The sequence below is a fragment of the Candidatus Propionivibrio aalborgensis genome (assembly GCF_900089945.1).
GTDB classification, from domain to species: Bacteria; Pseudomonadota; Gammaproteobacteria; order Burkholderiales; family Rhodocyclaceae; genus Propionivibrio; species Propionivibrio aalborgensis.
Genome location: NZ_FLQY01000133.1, coordinates 1 through 12,738, shown reverse-complemented (window position 1 = coordinate 12,738; position 12,738 = coordinate 1). Strand labels below are relative to the sequence as shown.

Below are 12,738 nucleotides of genomic sequence, written 5' to 3'. Positions count from 1 at the left end.
GTTTCACCCAGAACCACAGTCTTTTACTTCATCGTGCGAGTTACTTCATCTCGTCGCGTTATGTAAAAACATAATTAACCAGACCAAAAACCCACACCTATCGATTGTCTAATTGTTAAAGAGCTTGCAAATCAAATGGTTAGCATGTTTGCAGCACTGCGTCAGCAGCGAAGGGGCGTATTGTACAGGCCAAACGGTGAGCGTCAACATCTTTTCACAATAAATTTGCAACTCTTTTGCAATGCATCTCTAACGTGTTGATCTCTTGTCTTTCTTTATGTCAGCCAACAACCACGCGCGCAAATTTTCGTTTGCCGACCTGCAATACGACACACGTTCCGACGCTCAAGCGGGCATTCCGATCGCCGACTTTTTCCCCGTCGACCCGCACACCGCCACCATCGATCATGCGTAGTGCTTCGGAAGTGCTCGAAACCAGTCCCGCCTGCTTCAAAATGGCCGCCATGGATCCTGCAGCTACAGCCACCTCGGGCATGTTGTCGGGAATCTCACTTCGTTGAAACCGGGCAATGAACTCACGCATCGCATCGTCGCCCGCTCTGGAACCACCATGGAAACGGTTGACAAGTTCCTTAGCCAGTTCGAATTTGATATCGCGTGGGTTTGCGCCTTCCTCGACGCTCAAACGCATCGCCGCAATCTTTCCGATCGGCTCGAAGGAGAGCAGCTCAAAGTAGCGCCACATCAGTTCATCCGAGACCGACATCACTTTGCCAAATATCTCTGTCGGCGATTCGGCAATCCCAATGTAATTGCCCAGGGACTTCGACATTTTGTTCACGCCGTCCAATCCCTCCAGCAGCGGCATCATCAGCACACACTGCGGCAACTGCCCGTAGTGCTTCTGCAACTCACGCCCAACCAGCAGGTTGAATTTCTGGTCCGTCCCGCCAAGTTCGACGTCGGCCTTCATGGCCACTGAGTCATAGCCTTGGCACAGCGGATACAGAAATTCATGAATCGCAATGGGCTGGCCTCCACGATAACGCTTGGAGAAATCATCCCTCTCCAGCATGCGCGCGACAGTATGCAGTGCCGCGAGCTTGATCATGCCGGCAGCACCCATCGGCTCAAACCAGGTTGAATTAAAGCAAATCTCCGTCTTCTGCGGATCAAGAATCTTGAATATCTGCTCCTGATAAGTTTTGGCATTGACAAGGATTTGCTCGCGCGAGAGCGGCGGACGTGTTGCATTCTTTCCGGTAGGATCGCCAATCATTCCGGTGAAATCCCCGATCAAAAACATCACATGATGTCCAAGATCCTGAAAATGCTTCAGCTTGTTTATCAGTACGGTATGCCCCAAGTGAAGATCGGGAGCGGTCGGGTCAAAGCCCGCCTTGATTCGAAGTGGCCGGCCGCTTTTCAACCTTTCGGTCAAATCAGCTTCTATCAGTAACTCATCGACCCCACGCTTGAGCAGAGCAAGACTATCTTCAACACTGAGCATTCAAAGCCTCTATCATTTACTCCCCAAGGGTTCATGCGGAGTTATTTTTTTGTTAGACTGCCGCGAGACTTATACTCGGTGGCCGTCCATGAATAGTTCAAAGAGCAGGATTCTAGCGCATTCCCATCCAGCGATCGAACGATTGCTGCGTCACCGCTGGTTGGCGGCAAGCCTTGGTAGCGCTGCGTTACTGGCAATGGTGACCGCGTTTGCCCTTGCTCCCTCTGAAGATGCAAACCGCGTTCAACTTCGGACTGTCCTTGAGCAACTGTCCCTACCTGCAATGAACGTGGTTGACGCCGAAAACCCAACGTTCCTGCGCGAAGAATTCGTTCAGCGTTCCGATACTTTTTATAGTCTGATAGCCCGTCTTGGTATCTCGGATCAAGAAGCCTTGGATTTCATTCGACAGAATGAGCAAGCTCAGGTCATTGCCCGCCAACTTCGTCCTGGCAAAGTTGTCACGGCAAAAACCGGGGAACACGGCAAGCTGATAGCGCTCTATTTTCCCCTTAACAGCAAAGATGCGATGGCGGTCGTCGAAAGGCGCGGCGATGGCTTTGTGGCCAGCCAAGAGTCTTTGCAGCTTGAGCCACGCACTGTCATCAAATCCGGCGAGATAAGCAGCTCCCTGTTCGGCGCCACCGACGCACTTGATATTCCCGACGCGATTGCGATCCAGTTGGCTGAAATTTTCGCTGGTGATATTGATTTCTATCGCGACCTGCGCAAGGGTGACAAGTTTTCGCTCGTGTACGAAACATTCACTCACCGCGGACAACCGGTTCGTAGCGGTCGCATCCTAGCCGCCGAATTCATTAACGATCAGAAGACGTATAACGCCTTCTGGTTCCAGGCAGAGGATGGCAAAGAAGCTTACTACACTGCGGATGGAAAGACTCTGCGCAAGGCTTTTCTGCGCTCTCCGCTTGAGTTTTCCCGCGTCACATCAGGGTTTACCAACGCCCGCTTTCACCCGGTCCTGAAAACCTGGCGAGCCCACAAAGGCGTTGATTATGGAGCACCAAAGGGTACCCGGGTACGTTCAGTTGCGGATGGAACGGTTCAGTTCGCAGGTCAGCAAGGCGGCTACGGCAACCTGGTTATCCTAAAACATCAAGGCACTTATTCGACGGCCTATGGTCATTTGAATGGGTTTGCCACCGGAGTTCGGAAGGGTGCCCGAGTCCACCAAGGCGACACCATTGGCTACGTTGGGCAAACAGGGTTGGCTACCGGGCCGCATCTACACTATGAGTTCCGCGTCCACTCCAACCAGGTCAACCCACTGGCGATAAAGCTTCCTGTGGCGATTCCACTTGAAACGTCGCAAATTGCCCACTTCAAGGCCACGACCGGACCATTGCGGGCGAAGCTGGAGCTGGTGAATCAGATCAATTTGGCCCTAGTCGAATGAAAGAAAGCGACTAGAGTCGCTTTCTTTCATTCCCTTCTTGACTTCGGGTGTCAAGCAGTGAAGGAGGAGCCGCACCCACAGGTCGAGGATGCATTCGGGTTCTTGATCACGAACTGCGAACCTTCAAGCCCTTCGGTATAGTCAATTTCGGCACCGACAAGATACTGGTAACTCATTGGGTCAACCAGTAGGGTCACCCCGTCCTTCACCAATGACGTGTCGTCCTCGTTGGCAAGCTCATCAAACGTAAAGCCATACTGGAATCCAGAGCAGCCACCACCCGTCACGAACACGCGAAGTTTCAGTTCCGGGTTCCCTTCCTCATCAATCAGAGCCTTGACCTTGCTGGCCGCGCTGTCCGTAAAAACAAACGGCAACGGCATATCCGTAGCTGTATTCATTGATTATCTCTCCAAACTCTCGCAAAAAAAACTGCAGGAAGCACCTCATTTACCGGTAGCCAGCTTCAAATCGACAGGCTTGGCACTCGTCTTATGTACAAGACGCCCCTGGATCACAGCACCTTGCTGCATTTCGATCTGGTGATACTCTACATCCCCTGTGACACGCGCAGCAGGCAAGAGTTCCAGGGATTCACCAGCAAATACGGGACCCACCACGGTACCGTTGATCACCACATGACCAACTGATATCGCGCCTTCCACACTCGCCTTTTCGCTGATGACCACTGTTCCTTGCTCACCGTTTTCACTACTGATGCTCCCGTGAACCTGACCATCGACACGCAACCCTCCCGAAAACACTACGTCCCCGTCGATGCGTGTACCAACGCCGATCAGGCTGTCAATGCTGCCCTGCGCTGTGCTACCCTTTTTTGTGCCGAACATGAATTCTCCGTCTAAAGAGTCACAGACTGCCGTACGCGCACGACGCCATCCAATAGCAAGCGCGCCTCGACCTCTTCTACAACAGCACCAGAGGGTACCGAGAAAACACCTTCGAGCCGATGGAAGTGTTTTAGTTCGAAACGATAATTCTCGCGCTCTGGCTCCTTCCCGGAAGGCAAGGTGATCATAACATCTTTGCCCCCTTGTTGCGTTTTGACCAGAAACTGTAGCGAGCCCTTGAGTTCTTTGGCTTGACGAACGCCGTTATTAATCACCAGCATACGATAGCGATATTCGCCCAAGACTCCAGTTGGCTCGACCCGCAGTTTGTCAATCCGGACTCCCACTTCCTCGCCAGCCACGGAAGATGGCATCAGGCCCTCGAAGAACGCAAGGTCCTCTTTCAGTGCTGCGTTCTCCAGTTCGAGCGTCTTTGCCTGGCGTGACAATTGGTCCAGTGTGGCACGCTCAATCATCAGACTGCTTTCACCCGAACCAGCAAGTGTGCGCAACTTGTTCAACTCGGCATCGAGCTCCGTAACACGATTCCTGAGCGATTGAATTTCCTGTTCCGACTCATTGCTTTGATATCCGGCGATGCGCCTACCTGCATCGTATATCCAAATCGCAAGTGCCAATGAAACTGACAGCATCACAATTATTGCCAATGCGCGCCAATACCAGGCTACATGCGTTCTGATCGCCAGCTTCGGAGCATTAATCCCGAATCGTTGGCGCAATCGTTTGAGTTTTATGGAAGCACCGGAAGTTGCCATAGTCCGTCAGTTTCCCCCAAGCCAAACATGATATTCATGTTCTGTACGGCCTGACCAGCCGCTCCCTTGACAAGATTATCGATAACCGAAAGCACGACCATCGTATCCCCACCCTGCGGCCTGTGAATGGCGATACGGCAAGTATTCGCTGCGCGAACCGAGCGTGTGTCCGGGTGAGACATCGCCGGCAAGACATCAACGAACGGCTCGTTCGCATAACGCAATTCGTAAAGTGACTGGTAATCAGCTTCTTCCTTGATCCGAGAATACAGCGTCGCATGAATACCTCGTATCACCGGCATCAAATGCGGCACGAAGGTCAAACCCACACCAACACCGGCAATCCGTGACAAACCCTGCCGTATCTCAGGCAAGTGGCGATGCCCTGGAACGCCGTACGCCTTGAAATTGTCAGCTGCTTCTGAAAACAGCGATGAAACCTCAGCTTTTCGTCCAGCCCCCGACACGCCAGATTTAGCATCGGCAATCAAATGATCCAGATCAACCAGGCCGGCCTCAACTAGCGGCAGGAAACCCAACTGAACCGCGGTTGGGTAACACCCTGGATTCGCAACCAGACGCGCTTCACGAATTGCGACGCGGTTAACTTCCGGCAAACCGTAGACAGCACTTGCGACCCACTCCGGGCAGGCGTGCAACATGCCGTACCACTTTTCCCATTCAGCGACATCGGTAATGCGGAAATCCGCCGCAAGGTCAATGACACGAACTCCCGCATCGAGCAACTCGGGAGCCTGCTGCATGGCTACGCCATTGGGGGTAGCAAAGAAGACGAGATCACAACTCCGCAGATTGGAAGCTAGCGGATCTTCGAACTCCAAATCAACCCGACCGCGTAAGCTTGGGAACATGCTGCAAACGGACGTCCCCGCATCGCCACGCGAAGTGATTGTGACTATTTCCACCCCAGGATGCTGCGCAAGCAAGCGCAGCAGTTCGACGCCCGTATACCCGGTGCCACCAACAATTCCAACCTTGACCATCATTTCCTCCTCAACAGGGGTGCAATGATAGTCTGCGTGCCCCAAAATGACAAAACCGCCCGAGGGCGGCATTGTGTTTTGAACTCGGGAGAATCCAGCGCAACTTAACGCTTGGAAAACTGCTTGCGGCGACGTGCTTTGTGCAGACCGACCTTCTTGCGCTCAACCTCACGGGCATCGCGGGTAACAAAACCTGCCTTTGACAACACGGGCTTGAGCTCCGCGTCATATTCAATCAGAGCACGGGTAATTCCGTGACGTACAGCGCCCGCCTGGCCAGATTCACCCCCCCCGGCAACATTCACAAGAATGTCAAAACCAGCGGTTTGTTCAACCAAAACGAGCGGCTGACGAACGATCATGCGGCCCGTAACACGAGAAAAGAACTCGTCTACCGGCTTGCCATTGACGACGATGTTGCCTGTGCCACGCTTCATGAAAACGCGCGCCACGGCACTCTTGCGACGGCCAGTGCCGTAGTAGAAATTTTCAGCCATTTTCGATCCCTTAGAGTTCCAGAACTTTCGGCTGCTGAGCAGCGTGAGGGTGCGTCTCCCCCGCGTAGCACTTCATCTTTTTCAACATGGCGTAACCAAGAGGCCCTTTAGGAAGCATACCCTTGACGGCCTTTTCGAGGACACGCCCTGGGAAACGCTTCTGCATCTGCGTAAAGCTCGATTCGTAGATACCGCCGGGGTAACCTGTATGGCGGTAGTACACCTTGTCTTCGGCCTTGTTGCCAGTGACACGCAATTTCTCCACATTGGTCACCACGATGTAATCACCGGTATCAACGTGAGGGGTAAATTCTGGTTTGTGCTTACCACGCAGGCGCCGCGCGATTTCAGTCGCGAGGCGGCCAAGCACCTTGTCAGCGGCATCAACTATGAGCCACTCGCGCTTCACTTCATGCGCTTTGGCGGAGAAAGTCTTCATTAAAACGCCGTCCTTATATGCCAGATAACGGAAAGCCGGGCATTCTATTTTAGATTCTCGAATCTTGTCAATCGCTGATTCTATTGCCGGCAAAAAAAACGCGACTCCAAAGAGTCGCGCAAAATCCACTCCTAAGGAGGAGGGTGGAGGAGGAGACAAATCTGAAACATGCTGAATTGCCCACATACACTGCAATAGAGCAATTGGAAGCTTACCCTACCCTTACGCAAAGATCAAGCAATATTGTGCATTGCGTCACAAGAACTGATTAGGCACCGTTCACGCACAACAACACAACAACTTTTCATTTTTTATCATGTCGTTATGGCTTGTATAGATAACAAGTTACGCAATAAGCAATTTATGGGGCGTAATAATTCTACAAGCTTTGCGCTGTTGTTGTTGCAACGCAGCATTTCACGGGCGCGGCGCAGAAGCGCACTTCCAGCTAGAATGAGCGCTTTCAAGATCGGCGAGGATTGTATGGAGTGCGATGTGAAATGGACCGGAAACGGCATGTCATTTTTGGCCGAAACAGGAAGCAATCACATCATCGCAATGGATGGAGCCCCTGAATCCGGTGGTAGAAACCTGGCTCCACGACCGATGGAAATGCTGCTTGCCGGCGCAGGAGGCTGCACGGCATTTGACGTCGTATTGATTCTAAAGAAAGGGCGTCACGCAATCTCGGGATGTGAAGTCAAGGTGCAGGCAGTACGTGCTGACGAAGACCCTAAGGTATTCACACAAATTCATTTTCACTTCCGCGTCAGTGGAACACAGCTGAAACCAAATGCGGTTGCACGCGCGATCGAATTATCGAGCGAGAAATACTGCTCTGCCTCAATCATGCTTGGTAAAACTGCCGCAATTACACACGATTTCGAGATCGTCGAAGACTAGACGTAGTAGGCGGTGCGTGTCATTAGACCTGCCGCCAGTCGCATGACCGCAACCACTTGTGGAGGCAGTTCGCGCGCGCCGAGGCGGACGGCCGTTTCGGCGTGGGATATCTCGTCTAGTTTCATTTGATGGACTATCGCTCTGGACTTGACGTCATCCACTGGCAATTCGGACAAATGGTGATTGAGGTGGGCTTCAACCTGTCGTTCGGTCGCTGCCAGAAAGCCAAGATTTGTCGCGTCACCGAGCTTGCCAGCGAACACCCCCAAGGACAATGCCCCCAGATACCACAGGGGGTTGAGCAGACTCTTGCGTGCCCCCAATTCATCGATACGCTGTTCGGTCCAGGCCAGATGTTCGGTTTCCTCATAAGCAGCTGTTTCGAGGGCCCGTCGGATTGCGGGGTCGCGGCAGGTGATGGCCTGACCCTGATAAAGAGCCTGCGCGCAAACTTCCCCGGCATGATTGATGCGCATCAGTGCACCCGCATGAGCCCTTTCATTCAGAGACAAGGCTGGCTCCGGGCATTCCTCCCCGGGCACTCTTCGGGTAGTCGACGAAGTCGCGAAAAGGGTGCGCAAAGCCCTGTCAAAACCAATGATCACGGGATCAAGCATATTGGAAGCCAATCTGTGGGTAGCACGTCAAACCAAAAACCTAAGGGCGCGTCGCCGCTGGCTGTCCACCGTAGCGCAGGGCCCGGCGAGCATCGTCGGCATTCATGATCTCGAGAGCACCGACTGAACAAAAATAGTTCTTGTAAAGCTCGACATACTGATTGTTGCTACCGCCCTGAATCCCGACCCACTTATTGCTCCGCGCCTTCGACCAGGTCTTGTCTGATCGGCCAGACGCATAAAACCTGCGCTCAGCAGTAGCGCAACGCAAACCTTCAAAACTGATGTTCTGGGCGCCTGAAGGGCTGATCACCACGAGAGCAAAACGCAACACACCGTCAGAGCCTACGGATAGCGATTTGCCGTCGATCAGGTATTGGTAATCGGTAATGGCGCCAACCCGAAACGGAATAAGGTTGCTCTTTTCCGGGAAGGCTGGCAGCTGCACTTCGATTTCCGCCCAGGATTTAACTTCGTAGTCCTCGTCGAAGCTATCCGCCGATGGCTGCGAAAATGGCAACACCAAAGCCAGACACCACCAAATAGTTTTCCGCAACCGCATCAACGCCCGCTCCAGCTAGATCAAGTAAACGCGTGTGAGTAAGAAAATCATTCGTTTCGCCCCACATCGCCACCAGTCTCATGACGATCACGAACTGCCTCATGTCGCGGCCGACGGTGATCCGCGTCGATAAAGCGCGCGAGCTCGTTTAACGCTTGTTCATACACTCGGCGTTTGAATTCGATGACGCCATCAAGCGAAACCCAGTAGTGATTCCACCGCCAGGCGTCAAACTCGGGATGACTACAAGCACGCAAAGACACATCGCTATCACGCCCTACCAGACGTAGCAAAAACCATATCTGTTTTTGCCCTCTGTAACTACCGCGCCATTCACGTTTTACCCAGTGTATCGGCACATCGTAACGCAACCAATCCTTGGTTCGGCCAAGAATGCTGACATGCTCGGGGAGCAAACCCACCTCTTCATAAAGTTCCCGGTACATCGCCTGCTCAGGAGTTTCACCCCGTTTGATGCCACCCTGTGGAAACTGCCATGAATGTTCGCGTATACGTTTACCCCAAAAGACTTCGTTCCTTGCGTTACATAGGATGATGCCGACGTTAGGGCGGTAACCTTCACGGTCGAGCATTGTGTTTACCTGCAAAATTTATCGGTCGTGCCCATTCTTCCACATTTAATAGGGCTTGGAAAGCGTGCCAAAGCCCGACACGCCCAAACCGCCGACGAACGCGATTAGCATCGCGCTCTACTGATCTGTCTTGTAAAATTCCACTTTATTTCCAGATGATTGATTCCCATGCGCACGTCGAAGTTCTTTATTTCAACTCTCCGGGAGGCGCCTTCCGATGCAGAGATCGTCAGCCACAAATTGATGTTGCGCTCAGGTCTGATCAAACGCTTGGCTGGCGGCATCTACACCTGGATGCCGGTTGGCCTTCGCGTGCTACGCAAGATAGAGAGCATCATCCGCCAGGAAATGGATCTTGCAGGCGCCATCGAACTTTCGATGCCGGCCGTACAACCGGCCGAGTTGTGGCAGGAATCGGGGCGCTGGGAAAAGTACGGCCCCGAGCTGCTTCGTCTGAAAGACCGCCATCAGCGTGATTTCGTCATCGGGCCGACGCACGAAGAGGTCATTACCGATGTCGTGCGCAAGGAAGTAAAGAGCTATCGCCAGCTACCGCTACATTTCTACCAGGTGCAAATGAAGTTCCGTGACGAAATCCGCCCGCGCTTTGGCGTTATGCGCGGTCGCGAGTTCCTGATGAAGGACGGCTATTCATTCCATGCCAGTTTCGAGGACTTGCAACGCGAGTACCGCAACATGTTCGAAACCTACACGCGTATCTTCACTCGTCTAGGATTGAAATTCCGCGCCGTAACTGCGGACACTGGATCGATAGGCGGAACGGGTTCGCATGAATTCCATGTGCTGGCCGATTCCGGCGAAGACGCACTGGCTTACTGCCCTGACTCCGACTACGCTGCCAACGTCGAACTGGCTGAAGCTATCGCACCGAGTGAACCACGTAGTTCAGCGTCCCAAACCATGAAGAAGATTTCTACACCGGGCAAGACAAGATGTGAGGATGTTGCTGCCTTACTCAGCATCCCTGTGATATCCATGGTCAAAGCCATCGCCATCATGTGCCAACCGCCGGATGCTGACTCCGCCCAGTTCGCGCTTCTCCTGCTTCGCGGCGACCACGACTTGAACGAAGTCAAAACGCAGAAGATCGTTGGCGAGTTCCGTTTTGCGCGCGACGATGAAATTGTCGAGGCTCTGGGCTGCAAGCCAGGATATATTGGCCCGGTCGGCATTGAATCCATTCCCGTCTTCGCCGATCGAAGCGTAGCGACGATGAGCGACTTCGTTTGCGGTGCCAACGAAGAAGGGTTCCATCTTGGCGGCGTTAATTTTGGTCGTGACCTGCCGGAGCCATTAGCTGTCGCCGACCTGCGAAACGTTGTCGCAGGCGACACTTCACCCGACGGCAAAGGGAAGCTCGAACTGTGTCGCGGCATTGAAGTTGGTCACATCTTTCAGTTAAGAACAAAATATGCCGAGGCCCTAAAATGCGTCTTTCTCGACGAAAGCGGGCAGAGTCAGGCCATGGAGATGGGTTGTTATGGCATCGGTGTTACGCGAATTGTTGGCGCGGCCATTGAACAGAACCACGATGATCGCGGCATCCATTTTCCTCCAGCGATCGCACCCTTCGAGGTGTGCATCGTTCCCATGGGATACGCCAAGAGTCAGTCCGTAAAGCTGGCTGCGGACGAACTCTACATCAGCCTTAAGGCGGCAGGCGTCGATGTTCTGCTTGATGACCGGAACGAGCGTCCCGGTGTTTTGTTCGCGGAGATGGAGTTGATTGGCATCCCACACCGTATCGTCGTCGGCGATCGCGGCTTGGTGGAAGGCAAACTCGAATACAAAGGCCGCACCGATACGGAGCCGACAATGGTACCTATCGCTGAAATCGGTGCTTACCTGAAGGCCAGGTTATGCGAAGAGTCGCCCTAGTCCTGGCCCTTTTGCTTCCCTTCACCGCGTTTGCGGGCATGCAAAAATACGAGCCCCTGTCGGAAAGTGTACGAGCGGCGCTATCGCGCGCCATTTCTGACCAAGCCCCGCCAAGAAGCTCATTTCTTGATTCCATGGACGCCGTCGACTGGCTGACCGAGATGTCTCGTCGCCTTGAAAAACGCATTGCCAATCGTGAAAGCCGACTGGAGTTTCTTCGTGCCGTTCACTACGAAGCGACGCGCGCCGGGCTCGACCCGCAACTCGTTCTGGGCTTGATCCAGGTCGAGAGTGGATTCAAGAAATACGCTGTCTCGTCCGCTGGCGCTCGGGGCTTCATGCAGGTCATGCCCTTCTGGATCAAGGTCATCGGCCGCAGCAGCGACAACTTGTTCCACTTACGAACCAATCTGCGCTACGGCTGCACAATCCTCCGCCACTACCTGGACATCGAACAAGGCGATCTCTACCGGGCACTTGGTCGTTACAACGGCAGTCTGGGGCAGGCCGAATACCCGAATCTCGTTCGCGGCGCTTGGCACAATCAGTGGGCCTATTCCAGAGACAAGATGAAAACTAGCGCATTCCGGGCAACATTCCCTTCATCCCTCGCATCATCTTGGCCATACCTCCGCCGGAGAACTGTTTCATCATTTTCTGCGTTTGCTCAAACTGCTTGAGCAAACGATTGACTTCCTGCACCTGAACGCCGGCTCCCAAAGCGATTCGGCGTTTACGCGAGGCCTTTAACAACTCGGGCTTGCTACGCTCGGCAGGTGTCATCGAATCGATAATGCCTTCGATTCGGCCAATCGCTTTTTCTTCGCCGCCAGCCGGCATCTGACTAGCGGCCTGGGCAAACTGTGACGGCAATTTGTCCATCAGCGACGAAAGCCCACCCATTTTGCGCATCTGGCCGATCTGTTCCTTGAAGTCGGCAAGATCAAAGCTCTTGCCCGATTTGAGCTTCTTGGCAAACTCGACCGCTTTTTGCTCGTCAATCCCTTTCTTCGCATCCTCGATCAACGACAGCACGTCGCCCATGCCAAGGATACGGGAAGCCATACGCTCGGGGTGAAAGGCTTCAAGCCCCGACAGTTTCTCACCGACCCCGGCGTACTTGATCGGCCGACCGGTGATATGTCGGACCGAGAGCGCTGCGCCGCCACGCGCGTCCCCATCCAGTTTGGTGAGGATCACGCCGGTCAGCGGCAAGGCCTCGCTAAACGCCTTGGCGGTATTGATAGCATCCTGGCCCATCATGGCATCAACGACGAACAGCGTTTCTATCGGTTCGATTGCGGCATGCAGCTCGGCGATTTCCTTCATCATCAACTCATCGATCGCCAGACGGCCGGCGGTATCGACAAGCAACACGTCGTGATAGTGCCGTTTTGCCCAATCGACTGCGTTGCGTGCGATATCGACAGGCTTATCGGCTGGCGATGAAGGGAAAAAGTCTACCCCGGCCTGTGCCGCAACGGTCCTCAACTGATCAATTGCTGCCGGACGATAAACGTCGCAGGAAACAACCAGTACTTTCTTCCTTTCCGTGTCACGCAAGCAAGGCGAGACGAACTTCTCGCAAGGCATCGGCGATATTTGCTTCGGTGAGACGCGCCTCGCCGCGCAAGGTCTTCATGACGCGTGCCAGGCGTTGAGTCAGGTTATCGAGCATCTGGATTCCGGCTTGGTGTAGACTTTAGGGATGT

General features: G+C 53.7%; 14 protein-coding genes and 1 pseudogene. 4 read left to right on the top strand and 11 right to left on the bottom strand.

The genetic code is table 11. The features are described from left to right. Positions 1-280: 280 nt before the first annotated feature. Entirely contained in the window at positions 281-1,471 is a 1,191-nt protein-coding gene (gene tyrS / locus PROAA_RS08090) for a tyrosine--tRNA ligase (RefSeq protein ID WP_186410860.1), read from the bottom strand. Positions 1,472-1,559: 88 nt separating this feature from the next. On the opposite strand from tyrS, the gene PROAA_RS08085 reads away from it, so the two are divergent. Further along, positions 1,560-2,888 carry a M23 family metallopeptidase gene (locus PROAA_RS08085; protein WP_186410859.1) on the top strand — a complete coding sequence of 443 codons (1,329 nt, stop codon included), beginning with the start codon at positions 1,560-1,562 and terminating at the stop codon, positions 2,886-2,888. Between the two features lie 50 nt (positions 2,889-2,938). Here PROAA_RS08085 and erpA read toward each other — a convergent pair whose 3' ends face one another. The 6 genes from erpA to rplM all read right to left on the bottom strand — a co-directional run bounded on the left by erpA (position 2,939) and on the right by rplM (position 6,452). Beyond that, the gene (erpA, locus tag PROAA_RS08080) at positions 2,939-3,289 is read right to left on the bottom strand and encodes an iron-sulfur cluster insertion protein ErpA (RefSeq protein ID WP_186410858.1); all 351 of its coding nucleotides are present in this window, start codon (positions 3,287-3,289) and stop codon (positions 2,939-2,941) included. 45 nt (positions 3,290-3,334) lie between these two features. After that, the gene (locus tag PROAA_RS08075; protein ID WP_186410857.1) at positions 3,335-3,736 is read right to left on the bottom strand and encodes a bactofilin family protein; all 402 of its coding nucleotides are present in this window, start codon (positions 3,734-3,736) and stop codon (positions 3,335-3,337) included. Between the two features lie 11 nt (positions 3,737-3,747). After that, positions 3,748-4,512, bottom strand: a complete 765-nt coding sequence (locus tag PROAA_RS08070) for a DUF6776 family protein (protein WP_186410856.1) — start codon at positions 4,510-4,512, stop codon at positions 3,748-3,750. Next, positions 4,488-5,516, bottom strand: a complete 1,029-nt coding sequence (gene argC / locus PROAA_RS08065; RefSeq protein ID WP_186410863.1) for an N-acetyl-gamma-glutamyl-phosphate reductase — start codon at positions 5,514-5,516, stop codon at positions 4,488-4,490. Before argC ends, PROAA_RS08070 begins: the two co-directional genes overlap by 25 nt. Positions 5,517-5,620: 104 nt before the next feature. Further along, positions 5,621-6,013 (bottom strand): 30S ribosomal protein S9, encoded by a 393-nt coding sequence (rpsI, locus tag PROAA_RS08060; RefSeq protein WP_186410855.1) that lies wholly within the window; start codon positions 6,011-6,013, stop codon positions 5,621-5,623. 10 nt (positions 6,014-6,023) lie between these two features. Next, a complete protein-coding gene (gene rplM, locus PROAA_RS08055; protein ID WP_186410862.1) occupies positions 6,024-6,452 on the bottom strand; it encodes a 50S ribosomal protein L13 in 429 nt (142 codons plus the stop codon). A gap of 483 nt (positions 6,453-6,935) precedes the next feature. On the opposite strand from rplM, the gene PROAA_RS08050 reads away from it, so the two are divergent. Beyond that, a complete protein-coding gene (locus PROAA_RS08050; protein ID WP_186410861.1) occupies positions 6,936-7,355 on the top strand; it encodes an OsmC family protein in 420 nt (139 codons plus the stop codon). Here the strand turns inward: PROAA_RS08050 and coq7 are convergent. The 3 genes from coq7 to PROAA_RS08035 form a co-directional block, all read right to left on the bottom strand. Beyond that, positions 7,352-7,972, bottom strand: a complete 621-nt coding sequence (gene coq7, locus PROAA_RS08045; RefSeq protein WP_186410854.1) for a 2-polyprenyl-3-methyl-6-methoxy-1,4-benzoquinone monooxygenase — start codon at positions 7,970-7,972, stop codon at positions 7,352-7,354. The two genes, PROAA_RS08050 and coq7, sit on opposite strands and share 4 nt — an antisense overlap. 40 nt (positions 7,973-8,012) lie before the next feature. Beyond that, positions 8,013-8,492 (bottom strand): CNP1-like family protein, encoded by a 480-nt coding sequence (locus PROAA_RS08040; RefSeq protein ID WP_222102162.1) that lies wholly within the window; start codon positions 8,490-8,492, stop codon positions 8,013-8,015. 89 nt (positions 8,493-8,581) lie between these two features. Further along, positions 8,582-9,127 (bottom strand): RNA pyrophosphohydrolase, encoded by a 546-nt coding sequence (locus PROAA_RS08035; RefSeq protein WP_186410852.1) that lies wholly within the window; start codon positions 9,125-9,127, stop codon positions 8,582-8,584. A 168-nt stretch (positions 9,128-9,295) separates the two neighbouring features. Between PROAA_RS08035 and PROAA_RS08030 the strand changes: the two genes are divergently transcribed. Then, positions 9,296-11,026 carry a proline--tRNA ligase gene (locus tag PROAA_RS08030; protein WP_186410851.1) on the top strand — a complete coding sequence of 577 codons (1,731 nt, stop codon included), beginning with the start codon at positions 9,296-9,298 and terminating at the stop codon, positions 11,024-11,026. Further along, positions 11,008-11,706, top strand: a complete 699-nt coding sequence (locus PROAA_RS08025; RefSeq protein ID WP_186410850.1) for a lytic transglycosylase domain-containing protein — start codon at positions 11,008-11,010, stop codon at positions 11,704-11,706. The genes PROAA_RS08030 and PROAA_RS08025 overlap by 19 nt, the downstream gene beginning before the upstream one ends. On the opposite strand, the pseudogene PROAA_RS08020 reads toward PROAA_RS08025, so the two are convergent. Then, positions 11,603-12,704 (bottom strand): annotated as a pseudogene (locus tag PROAA_RS08020) (signal recognition particle protein). The gene PROAA_RS08025 and the pseudogene PROAA_RS08020 sit on opposite strands and share 104 nt — an antisense overlap. Between the last annotated feature and the right edge of the window lie 34 nt (positions 12,705-12,738).